General features: G+C 72.9%; 21 protein-coding genes and 1 tRNA gene. 7 read left to right on the top strand and 15 right to left on the bottom strand.

From position 1 onward, the window contains the following. The first annotated feature begins 97 nt into the window (after window positions 1-97). Window positions 98-2,212, top strand: a complete 2,115-nt coding sequence (locus ACZ43H_RS05150; protein ID WP_464588291.1) for a phage holin family protein — start codon at window positions 98-100, stop codon at window positions 2,210-2,212. 27 nt (window positions 2,213-2,239) lie between these two features. On the opposite strand, the gene ACZ43H_RS05145 is transcribed toward ACZ43H_RS05150, so the two are convergent. Further along, a complete protein-coding gene (locus ACZ43H_RS05145; protein ID WP_464588289.1) occupies window positions 2,240-2,392 on the bottom strand; it encodes a hypothetical protein in 153 nt (50 codons plus the stop codon). Window positions 2,393-2,530: 138 nt separating this feature from the next. Between ACZ43H_RS05145 and ACZ43H_RS05140 the strand changes: the two genes are divergently transcribed. After that, a complete protein-coding gene (locus ACZ43H_RS05140; protein ID WP_464588287.1) occupies window positions 2,531-3,925 on the top strand; it encodes a pyridoxal phosphate-dependent decarboxylase family protein in 1,395 nt (464 codons plus the stop codon). Here the strand turns inward: ACZ43H_RS05140 and ACZ43H_RS05135 are convergent. Beyond that, window positions 3,909-5,360: an RNB domain-containing ribonuclease gene (locus ACZ43H_RS05135; RefSeq protein WP_464588285.1), complete on the bottom strand. Its 1,452-nt coding sequence runs from the start codon at window positions 5,358-5,360 to the stop codon at window positions 3,909-3,911. The genes ACZ43H_RS05140 and ACZ43H_RS05135 overlap by 17 nt on opposite strands. Before the next feature lie 23 nt (window positions 5,361-5,383). On the opposite strand from ACZ43H_RS05135, the gene yaaA reads away from it, so the two are divergent. Beyond that, the gene (gene yaaA, locus ACZ43H_RS05130; RefSeq protein ID WP_464588283.1) at window positions 5,384-6,163 is read left to right on the top strand and encodes a peroxide stress protein YaaA; all 780 of its coding nucleotides are present in this window, start codon (window positions 5,384-5,386) and stop codon (window positions 6,161-6,163) included. Window positions 6,164-6,407: 244 nt separating this feature from the next. Here the strand turns inward: yaaA and ACZ43H_RS05125 are convergent, their stop codons facing one another. The 3 genes from ACZ43H_RS05125 to ACZ43H_RS05115 all read right to left on the bottom strand — a co-directional run bounded on the left by ACZ43H_RS05125 (window position 6,408) and on the right by ACZ43H_RS05115 (window position 9,489). Then, entirely contained in the window at window positions 6,408-7,589 is a 1,182-nt protein-coding gene (locus tag ACZ43H_RS05125; protein ID WP_464588281.1) for a bifunctional RNase H/acid phosphatase, read from the bottom strand. A gap of 13 nt (window positions 7,590-7,602) precedes the next feature. Continuing rightward, window positions 7,603-8,256: a zinc ribbon domain-containing protein gene (locus ACZ43H_RS05120; RefSeq protein ID WP_464590735.1), complete on the bottom strand. Its 654-nt coding sequence runs from the start codon at window positions 8,254-8,256 to the stop codon at window positions 7,603-7,605. A 114-nt stretch (window positions 8,257-8,370) separates the two neighbouring features. Then, a complete protein-coding gene (locus ACZ43H_RS05115; protein WP_464588279.1) occupies window positions 8,371-9,489 on the bottom strand; it encodes a Nif3-like dinuclear metal center hexameric protein in 1,119 nt (372 codons plus the stop codon). 119 nt (window positions 9,490-9,608) lie between these two features. Between ACZ43H_RS05115 and ACZ43H_RS05110 the strand changes: the two genes are divergently transcribed. Next, on the top strand, window positions 9,609-9,929 hold the full coding sequence (locus ACZ43H_RS05110; protein ID WP_464588278.1) for an antibiotic biosynthesis monooxygenase family protein: 321 nt from the start codon (window positions 9,609-9,611) through the stop codon (window positions 9,927-9,929). On the opposite strand, the gene ACZ43H_RS05105 is transcribed toward ACZ43H_RS05110, so the two are convergent. Then, on the bottom strand, window positions 9,922-11,472 hold the full coding sequence (locus tag ACZ43H_RS05105; protein ID WP_464588276.1) for an AMP-binding protein: 1,551 nt from the start codon (window positions 11,470-11,472) through the stop codon (window positions 9,922-9,924). The two genes, ACZ43H_RS05110 and ACZ43H_RS05105, sit on opposite strands and share 8 nt — an antisense overlap. A 159-nt stretch (window positions 11,473-11,631) precedes the next feature. Between ACZ43H_RS05105 and ACZ43H_RS05100 the strand changes: the two genes are divergently transcribed. Genes ACZ43H_RS05100 through ACZ43H_RS05090 form a run of 3 tightly spaced genes read left to right on the top strand, consistent with a single transcriptional unit; the run spans window position 11,632 to window position 14,202 of the window. Continuing rightward, window positions 11,632-12,084 (top strand): hypothetical protein, encoded by a 453-nt coding sequence (locus ACZ43H_RS05100; RefSeq protein ID WP_464588274.1) that lies wholly within the window; start codon window positions 11,632-11,634, stop codon window positions 12,082-12,084. After that, window positions 12,068-13,546: a sensor histidine kinase gene (locus tag ACZ43H_RS05095; protein WP_464588272.1), complete on the top strand. Its 1,479-nt coding sequence runs from the start codon at window positions 12,068-12,070 to the stop codon at window positions 13,544-13,546. Before ACZ43H_RS05100 ends, ACZ43H_RS05095 begins: the two co-directional genes overlap by 17 nt. Beyond that, window positions 13,531-14,202 (top strand): response regulator transcription factor, encoded by a 672-nt coding sequence (locus tag ACZ43H_RS05090; protein WP_464588271.1) that lies wholly within the window; start codon window positions 13,531-13,533, stop codon window positions 14,200-14,202. Before ACZ43H_RS05095 ends, ACZ43H_RS05090 begins: the two co-directional genes overlap by 16 nt. A gap of 74 nt (window positions 14,203-14,276) precedes the next feature. On the opposite strand, the gene ACZ43H_RS05085 is transcribed toward ACZ43H_RS05090, so the two are convergent. The 9 genes from ACZ43H_RS05085 to ACZ43H_RS05045 form a co-directional block, all read right to left on the bottom strand. Beyond that, window positions 14,277-14,588: a hypothetical protein gene (locus ACZ43H_RS05085; RefSeq protein ID WP_464588269.1), complete on the bottom strand. Its 312-nt coding sequence runs from the start codon at window positions 14,586-14,588 to the stop codon at window positions 14,277-14,279. Between the two features lie 106 nt (window positions 14,589-14,694). Then, window positions 14,695-15,390, bottom strand: coding sequence for a DNA alkylation repair protein (locus tag ACZ43H_RS05080; protein ID WP_464588267.1), 696 nt, complete (start codon window positions 15,388-15,390; stop codon window positions 14,695-14,697). 139 nt (window positions 15,391-15,529) lie between these two features. Beyond that, window positions 15,530-15,913, bottom strand: a complete 384-nt coding sequence (locus ACZ43H_RS05075) for a hypothetical protein (RefSeq protein ID WP_464588266.1) — start codon at window positions 15,911-15,913, stop codon at window positions 15,530-15,532. Next, window positions 15,910-17,289 carry a DUF4331 domain-containing protein gene (locus tag ACZ43H_RS05070; RefSeq protein ID WP_464588264.1) on the bottom strand — a complete coding sequence of 460 codons (1,380 nt, stop codon included), beginning with the start codon at window positions 17,287-17,289 and terminating at the stop codon, window positions 15,910-15,912. Before ACZ43H_RS05070 ends, ACZ43H_RS05075 begins: the two co-directional genes overlap by 4 nt. A gap of 1 nt (window position 17,290) precedes the next feature. Further along, window positions 17,291-17,548 carry a twin-arginine translocation signal domain-containing protein gene (locus tag ACZ43H_RS05065; RefSeq protein WP_464588263.1) on the bottom strand — a complete coding sequence of 86 codons (258 nt, stop codon included), beginning with the start codon at window positions 17,546-17,548 and terminating at the stop codon, window positions 17,291-17,293. Window positions 17,549-17,686: 138 nt separating this feature from the next. Continuing rightward, window positions 17,687-17,758 (bottom strand) — tRNA-Val (locus ACZ43H_RS05060). A gap of 212 nt (window positions 17,759-17,970) precedes the next feature. Continuing rightward, on the bottom strand, window positions 17,971-18,435 hold the full coding sequence (locus ACZ43H_RS05055; protein WP_464588261.1) for a peroxiredoxin: 465 nt from the start codon (window positions 18,433-18,435) through the stop codon (window positions 17,971-17,973). A 69-nt stretch (window positions 18,436-18,504) separates the two neighbouring features. Beyond that, window positions 18,505-20,115: an AMP-binding protein gene (locus tag ACZ43H_RS05050; RefSeq protein WP_464588259.1), complete on the bottom strand. Its 1,611-nt coding sequence runs from the start codon at window positions 20,113-20,115 to the stop codon at window positions 18,505-18,507. A gap of 45 nt (window positions 20,116-20,160) precedes the next feature. Continuing rightward, window positions 20,161-20,604 (bottom strand): DUF3052 domain-containing protein, encoded by a 444-nt coding sequence (locus ACZ43H_RS05045; protein WP_379183627.1) that lies wholly within the window; start codon window positions 20,602-20,604, stop codon window positions 20,161-20,163. Window positions 20,605-20,646: the final 42 nt, after the last annotated feature.

The raw sequence follows: 20,646 nt of genomic DNA, 5'->3' as shown, positions 1-20,646 counted from the left end.
GACCTGGCTCGATCGCGACTCCCGGTCCTCGGGCGCGTCCGAGCCTCACCCCGGCTGGGGGACGTGCCCCGCCCGGCGGCGTACCTAGCGTGGAGGCATGGCGAGACCGGACCAGCACACGGGCGGTTGGTGGCACTTGAGGTGGGGCGACCTCGGACGTGGTGCCGCGGCACTGCTCGGGTCGGCCCTCGGCCTGGGCATCGCCTCGTGGCTGGTCCCCGACTTCGACATCGGCGGCGTGGAGCGGGCGGTCGTCGGCGCGGTGCTGATCGCCGTCGTCGGCGCCCTGCTCCGCCCGGTGCTGGTGCGCCTGGCGGTCCTTCTCGGCTGGGTGGGGGCCGTCCTCATCGGGCTCACCAGCCAGGCGATCGTGATCTGGCTGGTGGTCTGGGACTTCTCGGGTGAGCAGGACAACCCTGCGTTCCTGTCCGTGTTCATCGCCTCGTGGATCGTCGCGGGCGTCTCGACCGGGCTGGTCTGGATCGCCACCGCGGGCACCGACGACGCTGCCACCGCGAGCCTCCTGCGTCGCGCGCGGCGGTCCCGCCCTCCCGAGCTCGACGACCCGGACCTGCCCGGCGTCGTGTTCATCCAGGCGGACGGGGTGCCGTTCCCGGTGCTGGAGTGGGGGGTCCGTGCGGGCACCCTGCCGACCCTGTCCCGCTGGGTGCGCAGCGGCAGCCACCGGATGGCCGAGTGGCGCCCGAAGCTCCCGGCCACGACGCCGGCCAGCCAGATGGGCATCCTGCACGGCACCATCGACGGGATCCCCGCCTTCCGCTGGCTCGAGCGCGGCACGGGACAGGTGCTGGTGGCGAACAAGCCGGCGGACGCGGCGGTGATCGAGGCCCGGCACTCCGACGGCCTCGGCCTCCTCGCCGACGACGGGGTCTCCGTCAGCAACCTCTTCACCGGCGACGCGCCCACGGCGTACGCCACCATGAGCGCGGTCCACCGCACCCGGGAGACCAAGCACGCGCGCTTCGCCCTCTCCACCTTCCTGGCCCGGCCCGACGGGATGGCCCGCAGCCTCTCGCGCACGCTGAGCGAGATCGTGCGCGAACGGTTCCAGTCCTCACGCGCCCGGCGCCGGGACGTGCGCCCACGCGTCGCGCGGCCGTGGGGGTTCGCGTTCGAGCGGGCCGCGCTGAGCGGGGTGCTGCGGGACCTGAACACGACCCTCGTGGCCGACGCGATGCTGCAGGGGCGGCGGTCGGTCTACGTGGACTACGTCGACTACGACGCGGTGGCCCACCACGCAGGCCTCATGCAGCCGGAGTCCCTCGCCGCCCTGGAGGGGATCGACGCGGTGATCGACCAGCTCGAGCGGGTCGCGGCGGTGGCCCCCCGCACCTACCACTTCGTGGTGCTCTCCGACCACGGCCAGTCCCAGGGCGAGGTGTTCGCGTCGCGGTACGGCGAGGACCTCGCCGCGCTGGTACGGCGGTTGAGCGCGCTGGACGTCCTCGAGGCCGAGGAGAACGCCGAGGCGAGCGGGTCGCTGAACTCCATGATGGCGTCGACCGGCGGCACCGACACGGTGCTCGGCCGGGCGCTGAACCGGGCGTCGGACCGGCTCTCCGATCGCAAGCTGGAGGTCCACCGGCCGAGTGGGGACGGGACCGAGGCGGCCGGCACCCCGTCCCCCGACGGCTTCGTGGTCTTCGGCTCGGGCAACCTCGGGCTCGTCTACGTCGCCGGCGAGAAACATCGGCTCACCCTGGACCAGCTCACCGAGCGCTTCCCGGCGCTGCTGCCCGGGCTGGTGACCCACCCGGGCATCGGCTTCGCCGTCGTGGACACCGCCGACCACGGCCCCGTCGTCCTCGGCGCCGGCGGCGAGCACCGGGTCCGCGAGGGGGTCGTGGTCGGCGAGGACCCGCTGGCGGGCTACGGCCCGGAGGCGGCGGAGTTCGTGCTCCGGGCGGCGAGCATGGACGAGGCGCCCGACATCTACGTGAACAGCCTGGTCGACGACCTCGGCGAGGTGGCGGCGTTCGAGGGCCTGGTCGGCTGCCACGGCGGCCTCGGCGGGTGGCAGGACCGGGCGATGGTCATCTGGCCCACCGAGCTGCCGCCGCCCGAGTCGATGGTGGTCGGCGCGGACGCGATGCACCGGCTCCTCGTCGGCTGGCTCGAGCACCTGGGCCAGCGGGGCACCCTGCGGGCGCGCGACCCCAGCGCGGCCCCCACGCCCACGCCCTCGCCCTGAGCGGTCGGTCGGACGCGACCCGGCCGGTCAGCGCTGGTCGTAGGGGTTGTAGAACTTCGACTCCGCGTCGTCGGCAGCAGTCCGCCCGGAGCGGGACCACGTGCCCCGGCGCCTGCGGTCCACCCACAGCGCGGAGCCGAACAGCAGCACGGCCACGGCCAGCATGAAGAACACGAGCATGACGCCTCCCCGCGGGCCGGGAGGCTCGGGACCTCCCGGCCACCCCTCCATGCTTGCTCCGGTCGGGCCGTGGTGTCGATGGTCTGTCTGGGCGAAGTCCCGCTGGCGTCGGCCGGGGGCCGGGCGCATGCTGAGCAGATGGACGAACGCGAAGCCGCGCTGGCGCGGGCCGAGGACCACGCGCTGACCTGGCTGGCCACGCTGCGTGATCGTCCGGTGGCGGCGCGAGCCGGGGTGGCCGAGATCGTCGCCCGGCTCGGCACCGAGCTGCCCGAGGGCCCCACCGACGCCGACCGGGTGGTCGACCTGCTGGCCGAGGCCTGCGAGCCCGGCCTGACCGCGATGCCGTCTGGCCGGTTCTTCGGGTTCGTGATCGGCGGCTCGCACCCGGCCGCGCTCGCCGCCGACTGGCTGGTCAGCGCCTGGGACCAGAACGCCGTGCTGCGCGCCGCGACCCCGGCGTACGCCGCCGTCGAGGACGTGACCGGCGCATGGCTCCTCGACCTCCTCGGGCTCCCCGAGGAGAGCGCGGTCGGCTTCGTCACCGGCGCCACCACCTCGAACCTCACCTGCCTGGCCGCAGCCCGCGACGAGGTGCTGCGCCGTGCCGGGTGGGACGTGGCGCGCGACGGCCTCACCGGGTCCCCCGGGGTCCGCGTGCTCGTGGGCGCCGAACGCCACGACACGGTCGACGTGGCACTGCGCTACCTCGGACTCGGCCTGCCGGAGGTCGTGGCCGCCGATGACCAGGGCCGGGTCGATCCGGAGGCACTGGCCGCCACGCTGGCCCGTGGGCCGGCCGGTCCCACGATCGTGGTGCTGCAGGCCGGCAACGTGCACTCGGGCGCCTTCGACCCCTTCGGCCCGGCGATCACCGCGGCCCACGAGCACGGCGCCTGGGTGCACGTCGACGGCGCGTTCGGCCTCTTCGCTGCCGCATCGGCCCGGCACCGCCATCTGGTCGACGGCTACGACGCGGCGGACTCCTGGACCACCGACGCCCACAAGACCCTCAACGTCCCCTACGACTGCGGGATCGCGATCGTCCGGGACGCCGCTTCGCTCCGGGCGGCGATGGGCATGCACGGCGACTACCTGATCCAGGACGCCGAGGGCGACCCGTTCGAGAAGGTGCCCGAGACCTCCCGCCGGGCCCGGGCGGTGCCCGTCTGGGCGGTGCTGCGGGCGCTCGGGCGCACCGGTGTCGCCGACCTGGTCGACGGGTTCTGCCGCCACGCCACGGACTTCGCGGCCGGGGTGGCCTCGATCGAGGGCGCCGAGGTGCTCAACGACGTGGTCTTCACCCAGGTCTGCGCGGCCTTCGGCAGCGACGAGCGGACCCGGGCCGTGGTGCGCGACGTGCTCGAGGACGGCACGTCGTGGATGAGCGGCTCCCGCTGGCACGACCGGGCGATCGTGCGGATCTCGGTCAGCAACTGGTCCACGACCGACGAGGACGTCGAACGCAGCCTCGAGGCGCTGCGGCGGGTCGTGGCCGCGACGGGTGAGCCGGGCCTCAGCCCCCGAGCGTGAAGGCCACGCGACGGTCGGCGACATCGGCCTCGGCGAGCCGCACCGAGACCTGCGCACCCAGCGGCAGCGGTGCCGCCGAGGTGACCGGCGCCTCGATCGCGGGGTCCTGGACGGTGACCACGCCCCGGCTCCCGTCCTTCTCCGCGACGTCGACCACCACCCCCTCGAAGAGCTGACCGACGCGGTGCTTGAGGACCCCGGCCTCGACCAGGTCGAGGACGGCGGCTTCGTACTGGTGGGCCCGCCGGCCCGAGTCCTGCAGCAGGCCGGGCAGCCGGTCCAGCTCCTCGAGCACCCACGTGGGCACGGCCTCACCGGCGCAGAGGGCGACGCAGATCTCGCCGGCGTACCGGTCGCCGAGGCGGCGCAACGGCGCGGTCACGTGGGCGTACTCCGCCGCGAGGGCGGCATGCCGGGACGCGGCCGGGACCTCGCCGGCGAAGCCGACGTACCCGCTGCCGCGCAGCAGCCGCGTGCACGCCGTGACCATCGCCGCGTGCAGCGGCTTCGACGGGTCCAGGGAGCGGATGAACTCGGGGTAGTCCTGGTCGGCCGGCCAGTCCACGCCCAGTGCCTGTGCCGTCCGGTGCAGCCGCTGCACGTCACGCGGGTCCGGGGTCGGCAGCGTCCGCAGCAGGCCGACCCGGGCCTTCACCATCAGCGACGCGGCGCCGAAGCCGGTGAGCAGGGAGAGCTGGGCGTTCCACTCCTCCACCGGGAGCAGCGTGCGGTACTCCAGCCGCCACACGTCGTCGGAGACGTCCACCTCCTGCTCGGGCAGCGGCAGCGAGACCCCGCCACGCGCGGCCTCCAGCGCCAGGCGCAGCGGGCCGACCTTCGCCAGCAGCTCCAGCGAGCCGTCGGCACTGCCCTCGTCGATCAGCCGCTGCGCCCCCTCGTAGTCCAGCCGCGCGGTCGACCGGACCCGGGCCCGTTCCACGGTCACGTTCGTGCACTCCCCCGTCGCGTCCAGCCGCATCGTCCACAGCAGTGCGGGCCGCACCTGGTCGGGCAGCAGCGAGGCCGCGTCCTCCGAGAGCACCGGCGGGTGCAGGGCGACCCGCGAGTCCGCGCCGTACAACGTCTCGCCGCGGCGGTGCGCCTCGACGTCGACCGGGTCACCGGGGGTCACGAACGCCGCCACGTCCGCGATCGCGTAGTGCACGACGTAGCCGTCGCCGTCGCGCTCCAGGTGCAGCGCCTGGTCGAGGTCCATGGAGCCCGGCGGGTCGATGGTCACGAACGGGATGTCGGTCCGGTCCAGGTCGGGCATCCGGGGCCGGTCCGCCGCGCGGGCCGCAGCCTGCTCGACCTCGTCGGGGAAGCGGGGCGACACACCCAGCTCCTCCTGGATGCGCCGGATCCCGGCGCGCAGGCTCTGCGCCGCGACGCCCTCGTCGGTGGACCGGACGCGCACCACTCGGTTGCTCGGCATGGCAGGCACCCTAGCCTTGACCCGTGCTCATCGTGCTCCCCCCGAGCGAGGGCAAGTCCGCGCCGTCGCGCGGCAAGCCGCTCGACCTCGCCAGCCTGTCCTTCCCCTCGCTGACCCCGGCCCGCGAGGCGGTGCTGGACGCGCTGGTCGACCTCTGCTCCGGCGACCCCGCCCTCGCCGCGCGCACGCTCGGGCTCGGCGGGACGCAGGCCGACCTGGTCGAGATGAATGCCGCGCTGCGCACCGCGCCGACCGCCCGGGCGGACCGGATCTACTCCGGCGTGCTGTACGACGCGCTCGACGTCGCCACCCTGTCGGCGGCCGCCAAGCGGCGCGCCGGCTCCCGGCTCGCCGTCACCTCGTCCCTCTTCGGACTGGTCCGGCCCGCCGACCGGATCCCGGCGTACCGCCTCTCCGGCGACACGACCCTCCCCGGGCTCGGCGCGGTCGCCGGCACCTGGCGCGAGGCGCTCGGCCCGGCGGTCACCGAGGCCATCGGGGGCGGCCTGCTCGTCGACCTGCGGTCCAGCACGTACGCCGCGTTCTGGCGGCCGCCGGCCGACCTCGCGCCGCGGGTGGCGACCGTCCGGGTCCTGCACGAGGTCGACGGCAGGCGGCAGGTGGTCAGCCACTTCAACAAGGCGACCAAGGGCCGCATCGTGCGGGCGGTGCTCGAGCACGGCGGCACCCCGCGCACGCCCGGCGGGCTGGCCGACCTCCTCGGCGAGCTCGGCTGGAAGGTCGAGACAGGTGAGCCGACCCGCAAGGGCACGCAGCTCGACGTGGTGGTCAGCGAGATCTGATCGGCCCGGGGCGGGCGGTGAGTCAGCCTCCGATTCCGACGGCAGAACGGTGGCCAGCTCACCGCCAGCCCACGCACCCGGGCCCGGGCGGTGAGTCAGCCACTGATCCCGACTCAACATCGGTGGCCAGCTCACCGCCAGCCCACCCGCCCGCACCCGGGCGGTGAGTCAGCCACCGATCCCGACACAACAACGGTGGCCAGCTCACCGCCAGCCGGACCGACCGGCCGCAGCCCCGCGACCGCTACCAGCGACCGCCCGCGCCGAACACGTCGTTCCCCGGCGGGAGCGCGTTGTACATCCGCAGCGACGCGCGCTCCTCGGACCCGTCCCGGCCGCCGCGGAAGAACGACAGCACCGTCACCGACGCCGGCGAGAGCTCCATCCGGAACACCGCGGACAGCGGGGCGTCGACGGTGTGCGCGACCAGGGTCTTGATCGGCGTCACGTGGCTGACCACGACCACGGTCTTGCCGCCGTGCTGGTCGAGCAGCCGCTGCAGGCCGTCCAGCACGCGCTTCTCCACGACCCGGAACGACTCGCCGCCACCCGGCGCGACGTCCAGCGAGCCGAGCCACGCGTCGAGCGCCTCGGGGTGCTGCTCGCCGACCTCGGCGAACGTCTTGCCGTCCCAGGCGCCGAACTCCATCTCCGCGAAGCCGTGCTCGACCTCCACCGTGCGGCCCAGCCGCTCGGCCACGATCTCCGCGGTCTCGAGCGTGCGTCGGACCGGCGAGGAGACCACCGCGTCGACGGCGTCGGCCAGCGGGGCCAGCCAGTCGGCGACCGCCCGGGCCTGGTCCCGCCCCTCGTCGCTGAGCCCGGGGTTGGCGCTCGCGAGGCCACCCGAGAACCGCTTCTCGAGGGTGTGGGCGGTGACGCCGTGGCGCACCAGGATCACCGTGGTCGGCTCGCCCGACGGTGCCGACCAGCCGCGCGTGGGTGTCTCCTGGGGGTTCTCGATCTCCTCGATCAGCGACTCCGCCGACGGGTTCTCCCCCACGACGGTGACGCCGCTGCGGGTCCCGTCGAGGGCCTCGTTGGCGAGCCGGTCGGCGTAGGAGTTCTGCGCCCGCGGCACCCAGGTGTACGTCGTCCCGAACGGCGCGAGCCGGCTCGCCTCCCTGGCGAGCGGCTTCATGTCCGGGTGCTTGACCTGCCAGCGACCCGACATCTGCTCGACGACGAGCTTGGAGTCCATCCGGACCTCGACCTCGGCCTCGGGGGCGTGCTCCTGCGCCAGGCGCAGCCCGGCGATCAGGCCGGAGTACTCCGCGACGTTGTTGGTCGCGAACCCGATCGTGGTGCCCTCCTCGGCGATCACCTCGCCGGTGTCGGCGTCCTTGAGCACGACGCCGTACGCCGCGGGCCCGGGGTTGCCTCGGGAGCCGCCGTCGGCCTCGATGAGGACGGCGCGGTGGGTCACTGCGCCGGTCCCCTCACAGCCCCGACTCGGGGGTGCGGACCAGGATCCGCGAGCACTCCTCGCAGCGGACGACCTCGTCGCTGGGCGCCCTCTTGATGACGGCGAGCTCCGCGGTGTCGATCCCCAGCTGGCAGCCGGTGCAGCGGCGCTGGTGCAGCGCGGCCGCGCCGACGCCACCCTTCTGGGTGCGCAGCTTCTCGTAGAGCGCCATCAGGTCCGCCGGCATCCCCTCGGCCGCGGTCGCACGCTCGGCGGCCACCTGGCTCAGCAGGGCGTCGATCTCGGCCAGCTTCTCGTCCCGGGCGGCAGCGAGCGTGGCCAGCCGGGCATCGGCGGCGTCGACCTGCTCGGCCAGCTCGTCGAGCGAGCGCTGGGCGTCCTCGAGGCGGGCCATCACCTCGAGCTCGTCGTCCTCGAGCGAGGCGATCCGCCGGTCCAGCGAGACGAGCTCGTGCTGCATCCGCTCGAGGTCCTTGGGGTTGGTGATCAGCCCCTTGTCCATGCGGTCGCGGTCCCGCACGCGACGGGCCTTGACCTGCTCGACGTCGGCGTCGACCTTCTTCTGCTCGGCGGTCAGGTCGTCCACCACGATCCGGGCGTCGCGCGCCTGGTTGTCCAGGGTCGTGCGGCTCGCCTGGAGCGTGGCCGTCTCGGCGAGCTCCGGCAGGTTCGCCCGCTGGTGGCGCAGCTGGTCGGCGCGCAGGTCGAGGCCCTGGACGTCGAGCAGCTTCAGTTGGGCGAAGGGGTCGGCTTTCAGCGTGGGCTCCTCGGTCGGGGTCGGTCAGGTGCGGAAGGTCCACGGGTCCGTGCACTGCGTGCTGACCCGGGTCTCCACCGTATCGCCCAGCGCCTCGTCGAGCCGCGTCCGGACCACCGGCAGCCAGGTCCACTCCGCCGCCCAGTGCGCGACGTCGACGAGGGCGGGGCCGTCCTTCTCGAGGAACTCCCCCGCCGGGTGGTGCCGCAGGTCGCTGGTGACGTAGACGTCGGCGTCGGTCCTCAGCACCGTGTCGAGCAGGAAGTCGCCGGCTCCGCCGCACACCGCGACCCGGCGGACGACGCGGTCGGGGTCCCCGGCCACCCGCACGCCGTGGGCGGTGGCGGGCAGCGCGCCGGCCACGGTCCCGGCGAAGCCACGCAGGGTCGTCTCGGCGACGGTCCCGATCCGTCCCGCGCCGGTCGGGGCGGTCCCGGGGTCGGCGAGCTCCACAACGTCGTACGCCGGCTCCTCGTACGGGTGCACCGCGAGCATCGCGGCCACGACCGGCGTACGCCGTCCGCGCGGCAGCACCACCTCGACCCGCACCTCGTCGACGACCTCGGCGGTGCCCACGGACCCGATCGTCGGTGCGGCGCCCTCGAGGGGGCGGAAGCGGCCCTCGCCGGGGGTGGAGAACGACGCCTGGTCGTAGTCGCCGATCCGCCCCGCACCGGCGTCGGCCAGCGCGGCCCGGACCCGGTCGGCCTCCGCGACGGGGACGTAGACCGTCAGCTTGTCCTGGGGCCCGTCCCCGCTGGCCGCCAGCGGCGCGAGGTCGGTCAGCCCGAGCGCGGTGGCCAGCGCCTCGGAGACGCCACCCACCGCCCGGTCGGCGTTGGTGTGGGCCGTCAGCAGCGCGCACCCGGCGCCTGCGAGCGTGGCGAGGGTGCGCCCCTTGGGCGTGGTCGCGGCGAACCCGTGCACCGGCTTGAGGAACAGCGGGTGGTGGACCACGAGCAGGTCGGCGTCCCACGCGGCCGCCTCCCGCGCCACCTCGAGCGTCGGGTCGACGGCGAACATCACCTTGCCGACGTCCGCCCCCGGGTCGCCGTACACGAGCCCCACCGCGTCCCACCCGTCCGCCGTCGCCGGCGGGTACCACCCGTGGAGCAGGTCGACGACGTCGCTGAGCTTCGGCATGCGGCGAGGCTATCGCCGACCTGTCGCAGCTTCACGCCAGACGACGCCGACCCGTCGCAGCTTCACGCCATACGACGCCGACCCGTCGCAGCTTCACGGCCTCGGCCTAGGGTCGAGACATGTCCGTCGTGAAGATCAACGCCATCTCCGTCCCGCCGCAGGCCCACGAGGAGCTCGAGCGCCGCTTCGCCGCCCGGGCCCACACGATCGACGAGGCCGCGGGGTTCCTCGGCTTCCAGCTGCTCCGGCCGGTCAAGGGCGACGAGCGCTACTTCGTGGTCACGCACTGGGAGGACGAGGACTCGTTCCTCGCCTGGCGCGACGGCGACGCCCGCCAGGCCCACGCCGGCGAGCGCGCGAAGCCGGTCGCCTCCGGCGCGGACCTGCTGGAGTTCGAGGTCGTCCTCGACGTGCAGCCGGGCCGCGACGCCGCTAGTTGACCTGCCGGTCGCGGCCCTCCCAGTACGGCGCGCGCAGCTTGAACTTCTGCAGCTTGCCGGTGGCGGTGCGGGCCAGCACCTCGCGGAACTCGATCGACGTCGGCGCCTTGTAGCCGGCCGCCCGCTGCTTGCACCACGCGATCAGCTCGGCCTCGGTGACCGTCGACCCCTCGGCGAGCACGACCAGCGCCTTGATGGTCTCGCCCCACTTCTCGCTCGGCACCCCGATCACGGCCACCTCGGCCACGTCGGGGTGCGAGAACAGCACGTCCTCCACCTCGATCGACGAGACGTTCTCCCCGCCGGTGATGATGACGTCCTTCTTGCGGTCCTGGATCGTCAGGTAGCCGTCGTCGCCGATGACACCCCCGTCGCCGGTGTGGAACCAGCCGCCCTCGAGCGCCCGCGCGGACTCCTCGGGCTGGTCCCAGTAGCCCTCGAGCACCACGTTGGACCGGGCCAGCACCTCGCCCTCGTGCTCCCCCGGCCCGCCGATGTCGAGGCGTACGCCGATCGCCGGGACGCCCGCGCGGGTGAGCCGGCCGGCCCGCTCCTCGGCGGAGAGGTGGTCCCACTCGGCCCGGGTCCGGTTGACCGTCAGGAGCGGTGAGGTCTCGGTCAGGCCGTAGATCTGGATGAACTCCCAGCCGAGCTCCTCCTCGACGCGCGCCACGGTCTTCGTCGGCGGGGGCGCCCCGGCCATGATGATGCGGACCCGGTCGCGACCCGGGATCTCGCCCTCCCAGGTCTGCGCGGCCTCGAGCACGGCAGCGGCCACGGCGGGGGCGGCGCACATCACGGTCACCCCGTGCTGCTCGACACGACGGAGGATCTCGGCGCCGTCGATCTTGCGGATGACGACCTGCTTGGCGCCCAGGCCGGTCATCGTGAACGGCATCCCCCACCCGTTGGCGTGGAACATCGGCAGCGTGTGCAGGTAGACGTCCCGGTCGGTGACCCCGGCGTGCAGCCCGAAGGTCACGGCGTTGACCCAGATGTTGCGATGGGTGATCTGCACGCCCTTGGGGCGCGCGGTGGTCCCCGACGTGTAGTTGATGCAGGCCGTCGCGTTCTCGTCCGGCTCCCACGGCCGCGGCTCGCTGCCCTCCGGCGCGAACAGGTCGTCGTCCTGCCCCAGCACGAAGCGGTGCTCGGCGGTGACGTCCGCCAGCTCCTCGTCCAGCTCGGGGTCGACCAGCAGCACCCGGGCGCCCGAGTGCTGGACGATGTAGCGCACCTCGTCGGGGCGCAGCCGGAAGTTCACCGGCACCAGCACCCGCCCGAAGCCCGTCACCCCGAAGAACGACGTCAGCAACCGCGCACTGTTGTGGCTCACGATCGCGACCCGGTCGCCGAACCCGATGCCCAGCTCGTCGAGCTTCGCCGCCTGGCGGCGGGCCAGGGCCCCGATCTCGGCGTACGTCACGGACCCGCCGCCGAGCGGCGCGGCCGGCTGGGCGGGCTCGTCGACGACGCCGACGCGTTCGCCGTAGACCTGCACGGCGCGGTCGATGAAGTCGGAAACACTGAACGGGACGATCATGCTGCCTCCTGCGTCCGGACGTGATCGCCGCCACTCTAGCCACGCCCACGTCGGTCCTCGGTTGGTCGCCGGCCCCCTGCCGGACCTGCCTGATCTCGATGAGAGTCCTCTCATCGTGCTCTCACGCCGGACCCACGATGGGGCAGGATCGTGGCTGGTATGAGCACGCTGGCGAAGATCCTGGTCACGCTCGGCCTCGTCCTCCCGCTGGGAGCCTTCGTGGCCGGGTCGCTGGCCGCGTCCGGCGCCGACGACCCCGGACCGCGGGAGACCATCGTCATCCGCGACTCCCCCACCCGCTCCGCCTCGCCCCACGACGACCGGAGCCCGTCCGGCCATCCCTCTGCGGACGACTCCCACGACGGCCCGGAGGTCGTGACGCCCAGTCTCGACGACCTCGGGGACGACCACGGTGGCGGGCACTTCGGCGGGCACGGTGGCGACCGGGGTGCCGACAAGAGGGACGACCGCGGTGGGCACGGCGGCGACGACGGGACCGGTGACGACGGTGGCGGGCACGGCGGCTCCGGCGACTCGCACACCTCAGGTGGCTCCGACGACTCGGGCGGCTCAGGTGGCTCCGACGACTCCGGCGGTGGTGGCCACGGCTGAGCCGCCCGCACCCCGCCCCGACGTCCGACCGGCACGGTCGGGCGTCTCGGTGCGCACCCGGATCACCGCCGCCGTCGCCCTGCTCGTGCTGATCACGCTCACCGCGGCGGGGGCGATCGTCTACGTCATCGAGTCCCAGCGCATCGATGAGCGCATGTACGCCCAGGTCGACCACGAGATCGCCGAGCTCACCGCACTCCAGGAGTCCGGGGTCGATCCCGCGACGCAGCAGCCGTACGCCGGCGCGAAGCCGCTGCTGCGCGGCTTCCTCGAGCGCAAGGTCCCCGACGAGAACGAGATCCTGGTCGCCTGGCTCGGCGGTGAGCCCCGCTACGTCAGCGCCTCCGGCACCGACGAGGCCTACCTGGACAGCCGCGCCTTCCGCGACACGGTCGCTCCCCTGGTCGGCCGCAACGGCACCGTGCACGTGCAGGTCCCGTCGTACGGCGACGCGCTGGTCACCGTCCAGACCGTGGAGGACCCCGGGTCGACCGGGGCGCTCGTGGTGGTGACCTACCTCGAGAAGGCCCAGGCCGACCTGATGGCGACGATGCGGACCTACGCGATCGTCGCCCTGCTCTCGCTGCTGCTCGTCACGGCGTTCGCGGGCTGGCTTTCGGGTCGCCTGCTCGCCCCCTTGCGCACATTGCGCGAGACGACCGAGGAGATCGGGGAGACCGACCTGTCCCGGCGGCTGCCGGTGCGGGGCAACGACGACATCACCGCCCTCACCCGGACCGTCAACGGCATGCTGGAGCGGCTCGAGGCGGCGTTCGTCGGGCAGCGGGAGTTCCTCGACGACGCCGGCCACGAGCTCAAGACGCCGCTGACCGTGCTGCGCGGCCACCTCGAGCTGCTCGACAGCGGCAGTCCCGCTGAGGTGGCGGAGACCCGTGAGCTGCTGCTCGAGGAGGTCGACCGGATGTCGCGGCTGGTCGGTGACCTGATCCTGCTGGCGAAGAGCGATCGTCCGGACTTCGTGGCGACCCGGCCCGCGGACCTGTCCCGCCTCACCGAGGACCTCCTCGCCAAGGCCCGCGGGCTCGGCGACCGGGACTGGCGGCTCGACGGCGTCGCCGACGTCAAGGTCGTGGTCGACGAGCAGCGGATCACCCAGGCGGTGCTCCAGCTCGCCGACAACGCCGTGAAGCACACCGCACCGGGCGACGAGGTGGCCATCGGGTCGTCGTACGACGGCGGCGTCGCCAAGATCTGGGTGCGCGACACCGGTCCGGGCGTCCCGCCCGCCGACCGGGAGCGGATCTTCGAGCGGTTCGGCCGCAGCGCGGTGCCCGAGGGTGACGAGGGCTTCGGCCTCGGGCTGTCCATCGTCTCGGCCATCGTCGAGGCGCACGGCGGCACGGTCCGGGTCGAGGACGCCGCCCCACCGGGTGCCCGCTTCGTGGTCACGCTGCCCGTGGCCGGCCCCGAGAGCGAGGAGGCACCGTGGCACGCATCCTGATCGTCGAGGACGAGGCGCGGATCGCGTCGTTCGTCGCCAAGGGCCTGCGCGCCGACGGCCACCTCGCCACTGTCGTCGGCGACGGCCGCGAGGGCCTCGACGAGGCGCTGAGCGGCAACCACGACCTGGTCGTCCTCGACATCGGGCTCCCGGGCATGGACGGGTTCGCGGTGCTGGAGCACCTGCGCGCCCAGGGATCCACGGTGCCCGTGGTCGTGCTGACGGCACGGGACTCGGTGACCGACACGGTCTCCGCGCTCGAGGGCGGCGCCGACGACTACATGCCGAAGCCGTTCCGGTTCGCCGAGCTGCTGGCCCGGGTCCGGTTGCGGCTGCGCGCGCCGGGCGCGGCCGACGGCGTACCCCGCGACGACGCCCTCGAGGCCGGCGGCGTGCGGCTGGACCTGCGCACGCGGCGCGCGACCGTCGACGGCCGGCAGGTCGACCTGTCCGCGCGGGAGTTCGCGCTCGCGGAGATCTTCATGCTCAACGCCGGGCAGGTGCTCTCCCGCGAGCAGCTGCTGGACCAGGTGTGGGGCTTCGACTTCGACCCCGGGTCGAACGTCGTTGACGTGTACGTCGGCTACCTGCGTCGCAAGTTCGGTGCCGGCTCGATCGAGACGGTCCGTGGCATGGGCTACCGCTTCACCAGCTGATTCCCGCGGCCTGGCGCGCACGACGAGGGCCCCGCGGTCGTCGCGGGGCCCTGTCGGGTGGAGCGGTGGCGGGATCAGTCGTCCGAGCCGTGGCCGTGCCCACCGTGGTCGTCCCCACCGTCGTGGTGGCGGCCGTGGTCGTCCCCCGCCTCGTGGTGGCGCCCGCCGTGGTGGTGGCGGCCGTGGTCGTCCCGTGCCTCGTGGTGCCTGCCACCGTGGTGCGGCCCGTCCTCGGCGTGGTCACGGCCCCGGTCGTCCGCGGTGCGCACGACCGAGGACGAGTCGTCGCCCCCGTGCGCGAACGCCGTCGGCGCCGCGGTGGCGACCACCCCGGCGGTGAAGAGCCCGGCGATGCCCAGCGACCCGATCGTCAGCAGCTTGTTCATGGTGTGTCCTCTCGTCCGGGCCGAGGCCCTCGTGTGCTGTCGAGGAGCACGCTGCCGGGCGGTGGTGAGCCGGCCGTGAGCCCGCGATGAGAGGGCTCTCACCACCTCAGGACAGGTGCTTGAGCGCCTCGCGCCGCGACAGGCCCGAGAGCCGGCCGTCGAGCCGGTCCACCTCGGCGCGCACCCAGTCCGGGTCGGTGCGGGCCAGGTCACGCAACGCCCAGCCGATGGCCTTGCGCAACCAGAACGACCGGTCGTCGACGTTCGCCTCGACCGCGTGCCGCAGCAGGTCGCGGTCCGTCTCGTCGCGGCGCCCCAGCTGGCAGATGACGGCCGTACGCCGCAGCCACAGGTCGTCGTCGGTCGCCCAGGCCCGCACGACCGGGGCCGTCTCGTCCGGGTGCCGGGCGAGCACGACGCCGGCGAGGTGCACCGCGACGTCGTCGACGAGGTCCCACCAGGCGCCGGTCACCACCAGGTGCTCCACGAGCGGGACCAGGTCGGGGTCGCGCCACTCCCGGGCCCGGCGGTGCTCGGCCAGCGCCAGCGCGGCGTACCTCTCCTCCCGGTGCGTGGCCCCGTCCCACAGGGCCCGCACCGTCGTCTCCCACTCCGCACGCGACGCGGGCGAGTACGTCGCCAGCAGCGGCCTGAGCAGCGCCTTGAGCTGGGGCGCGCTGATCCCGTGGAACGGCATCTCGGACTTCATGTACCGCTGCTGCGCCGCCGCCCGCTCCGGGTCCCCGGTGCCGCCCAGCGCCTGCCGCACCGCGGTCACGAGGTCGAGGTCGGCAGCGTCCACCCGGGCAGGCTAGAGCACATCACCCCGCTCCCAATCCATCCGTTGAGCTGGGCCGGATTCGGTCTTGCGCTGGGCCGGATTCACCTATTTCGGCCCAGCTGGACACTGAATCCGGCCCAGCTCAACAAGGGTGGTGGGATCACGCCGGCCAGTCCGCCGTGGTCACCTCACCACCCCGGACGTCGACGGACATGCGCACCAGCGAGGAGCCCTTGTCGTAGAGCGCGTACCGGCCCTCCACGAGCTCCGGGAACACCAGCGACGGCAGCTGTCCGCCGGCCACCGGCCGGCTCACCACCGCGACGTGCGGGCGGTGAGCGTGGTGGCCCGAGTGCTCGTGACCATGCCCATGCTCATGCCCGCGCCCGTGCTCGTGCTGGACCACCCCGACCCGTTCGATCTCGACCTCCTCACCGACGAGCGCGGCAGGCATCGCGACCACCAGCGCCCCGACGTCACCGCCGATGTCCAGCAGCACCGACCCCTGCCCCGCCCAGGCGTTCTCGACCACCGGGGCCGTCATGACGCCTGCGTCGTGCCGGGCTGGGTCTGGTAGCCACCGCCCGGCAGCCCCAGGTAGGGGAACCGGTCGGTCACCGCGGCATTGGTGTTGCTGGTCCCGTCCTGGACGGCGCTCGCGGCGGCGTCGGGCGTGTACGACGCATCCACCAGCGGGATCGTCAGGCCCGCCACTGCGCGCAGCTCGATCGTCACCACGTCGTCGTTGAGTCGCCGCCCGTTGGGGAAGCCGGCCGCATCCCCGGCCACGAGACCGAGGTCGTTCGGGTTGTCCGAGGGAGGGATGGCCACGTTCAGCCTCAGCAGGTCCGCCTCGACCGGGCCCGTGTAGTTCTGGAAGCCGTCGACGACTCCCTTCGGGATCCCGGTGAGCAGGATCGCGTTCAGGTCCGCGCGCGGCTTCGTGTACGCCGCGAGGTGCGGGAAGACCCCGGGATAGAGCACCGGCAGCAGGGCGGCGAGCTCGGGCTTGTCGACGTACCTCGCGTACCGCGAGTCGCCCTGGGGCGCGCGGGCGTTCCACCGGTCCTTCTCGGCCATCGGGACGAGGACCTCGTTGAACAGCGGGTTGCCGAGCCGCGACACCTGCTTCCAGGGGCCGTGCCCGACGTAGGAACCGCTCTGCGGATCGAAGATGCGCGACGTACGCCGGCTGGCGGTCGCCCACACCCCGACGACGGCCTTGGGGGCCATGGGATCGGTCGGCCGCGACCGGTCGCGGGTGATCTCCTTGATCGGCACCTGGATCGCGATCGTGTGCACGTTGTAGGACTGCACCGAGTTGACGCCGTTCATCTCCGGCATGGAGATCACGTGCGCCTCGTTGAAGGGACGCAGCGCGCCGAGGTCGAAGACGCTGCCGAGGTCGACGTGGAAGGCGTCCGCCCGTTGCCCGGCGAAGACCTTGCGCTTGCCCGTCAGCGAGTGGACCGCCTGCGAGGAGAGCTTCGCGTAGTCCGGGGTGCTCCTCTTGCCGACGTTCACCGGCGGGCAGCGCAGCCCGCTGGCGAGCACCTTTTCCTTGCCGTCGCGGATCCGGGTGACGGAGTAGAACTGCGGACGGTTCCACGTCTTGTCCGAGATGTCGTTGATCGGTCCGGTGTTGTAGAGGAAGGTCTTGGCGTTGCGGACCACCGTGTGGAACTTGAACCGGTAGGTCACGTCGGGCTCGGCCTTCCCCCGGTTGGACACGTGGATCTCGTAGCGCACGTCGTCACCGAACTCGTAGAAGTTCGGTCCGCCATCGGGCTTCTGGAGCGGGATGAAGTTCGCGATCAGGGTGACCGTGCTGGGGTCCTCCGGGCTGACGAAGGCATAGACGTCGGTCCCGTCCGCCACGGGGTCCTTGGAGATCTCGGGTGCTTCGCGGTGGGAAGACATGTCACTTGCCTCCCGCCGCGTTGAGGATGCGGGTGACGAGGTCGCGGTCGTGGACGACCACCTCGCGCTCGCCGACCAGGAGCCGCAGCTCACCGGACGTGTGGTCGCTGACGTAAGCGACGACGCTCTCGCGCGCGCTGTCCGGGCTGCGGTGCGCCGTGGCCGCGCGCGCGGAGCCCGCCGTCACCGCGACGGTGCCTGCGGCCGCGGCTCCTGCGCCGGCCGCTGCGAGGAACTTCCTTCTGCTCGTGTCACTCATTCGTGCCCTCCGATGGGTACGGCGGCCCCGGTGTGAGGCGCGCCACAGGCCATTCGTCACCGCCGGGCGGGCGGATGGGGTGTCGGCAGGGACATACCCAAGAAGGGGCACGGCACGCGCAGGTGCCGAGGGCAGGAGTGGGCGCAGAGGGGATCGAACCCCCGACCAGCCGGGTGTAAGCCGACCGCTCTACCGCTGAGCTATACGCCCTCGAAGCCCGCACAGAGTAGCGAGCGAGAGCCGGGCCCGCGAACACGGGACCAGGTGCCGAAATGAGTCGAACCGCTGGCGTCTCGGGTCACCAGCGGTTCGACGAGATCAACACTACGGCCGCCGGCCAAACCGTGTCAGCGAAATCGGGGCAAGTCGTTGAAGATCGCCGCAAATTGTCCAGACCGGCACGACCGCCGGGTCATCCCAGGCTAGGCGGCCGCCAGCAGCTGCTTGAGGTGCTCGTCGAGGTCGCGTCCCTCGGGCATCGCGTTGTGCACCGCCCAGCGGACCACGCCCTCCTTGTCGACGACGTACGACGACCTCCGGGCGCAGCCCTTCTTCTCGTCGAGGACGCCGTAGGCGCGGCAGACCTCGCCGTGCGGCCAGAAGTCCGAGAGCAGCGGGAAGTTCAGGCCGTCCTGGTCGGCGAAGGCCCGCAGCGAGTAGACGGGGTCGCAGGAGATGCCGAGGATCTCGGTGTCGAAGGTCATGAACTCCGCGAGCCGGTCGCGGATCTGGGCCATCTCGCCCTGGCAGACGCCGGAGAAGGCGTAGGGGTAGAACACGAGCGCGACCGCCTTGCGGCCGCGGAACGAGGACAGCGACACGTCCTGCCCGAACTGGTCGCGCAGGGTGAAGTCGGGCGCCGGTCCGCCCGGGGAGAGCTCACTCATGATGCCGCCATCCTTGCACCCGCCTCCGACAAACCCACGCCGGAGGCCACCGATCGGGCGGTACGCCGGTCAGTCGTGCTGGACCAGGTCCTTCTTGAGCACCTTGCCGGTCGCGTTGCGGGGCAGCTCGTCGAGGAACACGATGTCGCGCGGCACCTTGTAGCGGGCGAGGTTCTTCTTCACCCACGCCTTGAGGTCGTCCTCGCTCACCGAGCCGCCGTCCTTGAGCGAGACGAACGCGCGCAGCCGTTTGCCGTAGTCGTCGTCGTCCACGCCGATCGCGGCCACCTCGGCCACCGCATCGTGCCGGGCCAGGCAGTCCTCGACCTCCTTGGGGAAGACGTTCTCGCCGCCGGAGACGATCATCTCGTCGTCGCGGCCCTCGACGTAGAGGCGACCGTCGTCGCCGATCCGGCCGACGTCGCCGCTGGACATCAGCCCGTCGACGACCTCCTTGTGGCCGCCGCCGGTGTAGCCCTCGAAGAGCAGCCCGTTGCCGACGAAGATCCGGCCGGCCTCGCCGCGCGGCAGCTCCTTGCCGTCGGGGTCGAGAATTTTGACGGTGGTCGCCCACGGCGGCCGGCCGGCGGACGACGGGGCCTCGCGCAGGTCGACCGGTGTGGCGATCGAGGCGTAGGCGACCTCGGTCGACCCGTAGATGTTGTAGAGGTTGTCGCCGAAGTGGTCCATCCAGTCCAGTGCGAGGTCGCCGGGAAGTGCCGAGCCAGAGGCCGCGACGACCTTGACCCGGGAGAGGTCGTGCTTCTGCAGCGTGTCCTCCGGCAGCGCCATGATCCGCTGCAGCATCACGGGGATGACGGCGAGCGAGTCGCATCGCTCCGCCTCGGTCACCCGCAGGCACTCCTCCGGGTCGAAGCGGCGTCGCAGCACCACCGTGGAGCCGAGCAGCATGGCCATCGCGAGGTGGGCGAAGCCCCAGGTGTGGAACAGCGGCGCCGCGATGTGGGTGCGCCAGCCGTGGCGCAACGGCATCCGCGAGAGCAGGGAGACGGCCGCCTCGATGCCCGCCTCGTTGCGGGGCGCGCCCTTGGGCGTGCCGGTCGTGCCGGAGGTGAGGATCACGACGCGGGAGTGCCGCTCGGGCGGCTCGAGGTCGTCCCCGGGGTGCGCATCGATGAGGTCCTCGAGCGTCTCGGCGTCGACGTCGCCGTCGGTCCACGCCACGATCCGGTGCTGCATGTCGGCCCCGTCGAGGAGCTCGGTGAACTCCTGGTCGTGGATCACCGCGATGGGCTTCTCGCGCTCGAGGACCTCGACGAGCTGGGGCCCGGCGAAGGCGGTGTTGAGGTAGAGGATGTCGGCGCCGAGCTTGGCCGCGGCGACGCTGGCGTCGACGAAGCCGCGGTGGTTGCGGCACATCACCGCCACGCCGTCGCCCTCGGAGACGCCGCGCTCGGCGAGGGCCCGGGCCAGGCTGTTGGAGCGCCGGTGCAGCTCCCCGAACGTCAGCGAGCCCAGCTCGTCGACGAGACCCTCCTGGTGGGGCGCCCGGATGGCGAGCGCTGTGAAACCGCCCGCCGGACCCGTCCCCCACTGGCGCAGCGCGCGGGCCATCCCGGCCAGCACCACCGGCGAGTAGGGCCGGATGATCCCGGCTTCGGTGAGGACCTTGAGGCTGGTGCCGGCGGCTGCCGCCCTGCCGAGGACTTGTCGGATCACGCTGCTCCTAACTGCGCGAGCCCCCCGGCGTTACGAGCCGTGAGGTCAGGCAGGCGTCTTCGGGGCCACCAGGCGGGTGGCCTGCCAGTCCTTGCTCACGGCCGCCGTCGTGGTCTGGGACAGGCCCGCGATCGGAGCGGCCTCGGCGATGTCGGCGGCGTCCACGGAGTTGGGGCGACCCACCTTGGGGGTGAGCAGCCAGATGGCGCCCCCTCCCACCAGGTCGGTCAGCGCGTCGACCAGGCCGTCGACCAGGTCGCCGTCCTCGGCGCGCCACCAGAGCAGCACCGCGTCGACGACGTTGCCGTAGTCGCCGTCGACCATGTCGGCGTCGATGTGGTCCTCGATCGCGACGCGGAGTCCGTCGTCGGTGTCGTTGTCCCAGCCCAGCTCCTGGATGACCATGCCGGGCTTGAAGCCCAGCCGGTCCGCAGGACCGGCAGCAGGTCCATCAGTCTGGGTGGACCCGCCACCCGCGGTCGAACTCACTGAATCCTCCAGTCGCGTCGGATCAGCCACCCGGCTCCCGGG

The sequence above is a fragment of the Nocardioides sp. DN36 genome (genome assembly GCF_055380375.1).
Note: the sequence above shows the minus strand (reverse complement) of the source record. Positions and strands in the feature narration are given on the sequence as shown.

What these genes read in the sequence shown, in the direction of transcription:
- ACZ43H_RS05150 (WP_464588291.1), top strand. Translation starts at nt 98, where the DNA reads ATGGCGAGACCGGACCAGCACACGGGCGGTTGGTGGCACTTGAGGTGG.
- ACZ43H_RS05145 (WP_464588289.1), bottom strand. Translation starts at nt 2,392, where the DNA reads ATGCTCGTGTTCTTCATGCTGGCCGTGGCCGTGCTGCTGTTCGGCTCC.
- ACZ43H_RS05140 (WP_464588287.1), top strand. Translation starts at nt 2,531, where the DNA reads ATGGACGAACGCGAAGCCGCGCTGGCGCGGGCCGAGGACCACGCGCTG.
- ACZ43H_RS05135 (WP_464588285.1), bottom strand. Translation starts at nt 5,360, where the DNA reads ATGCCGAGCAACCGAGTGGTGCGCGTCCGGTCCACCGACGAGGGCGTC.
- ACZ43H_RS05115 (WP_464588279.1), bottom strand. Translation starts at nt 9,489, where the DNA reads ATGCCGAAGCTCAGCGACGTCGTCGACCTGCTCCACGGGTGGTACCCG.
- ACZ43H_RS05110 (WP_464588278.1), top strand. Translation starts at nt 9,609, where the DNA reads ATGTCCGTCGTGAAGATCAACGCCATCTCCGTCCCGCCGCAGGCCCAC.
- ACZ43H_RS05105 (WP_464588276.1), bottom strand. Translation starts at nt 11,472, where the DNA reads ATGATCGTCCCGTTCAGTGTTTCCGACTTCATCGACCGCGCCGTGCAG.
- ACZ43H_RS05100 (WP_464588274.1), top strand. Translation starts at nt 11,632, where the DNA reads ATGAGCACGCTGGCGAAGATCCTGGTCACGCTCGGCCTCGTCCTCCCG.
- ACZ43H_RS05085 (WP_464588269.1), bottom strand. Translation starts at nt 14,588, where the DNA reads ATGAACAAGCTGCTGACGATCGGGTCGCTGGGCATCGCCGGGCTCTTC.
- ACZ43H_RS05075 (WP_464588266.1), bottom strand. Translation starts at nt 15,913, where the DNA reads ATGACGGCCCCGGTGGTCGAGAACGCCTGGGCGGGGCAGGGGTCGGTG.
- ACZ43H_RS05070 (WP_464588264.1), bottom strand. Translation starts at nt 17,289, where the DNA reads ATGTCTTCCCACCGCGAAGCACCCGAGATCTCCAAGGACCCCGTGGCG.
- ACZ43H_RS05065 (WP_464588263.1), bottom strand. Translation starts at nt 17,548, where the DNA reads ATGAGTGACACGAGCAGAAGGAAGTTCCTCGCAGCGGCCGGCGCAGGA.
- ACZ43H_RS05055 (WP_464588261.1), bottom strand. Translation starts at nt 18,435, where the DNA reads ATGAGTGAGCTCTCCCCGGGCGGACCGGCGCCCGACTTCACCCTGCGC.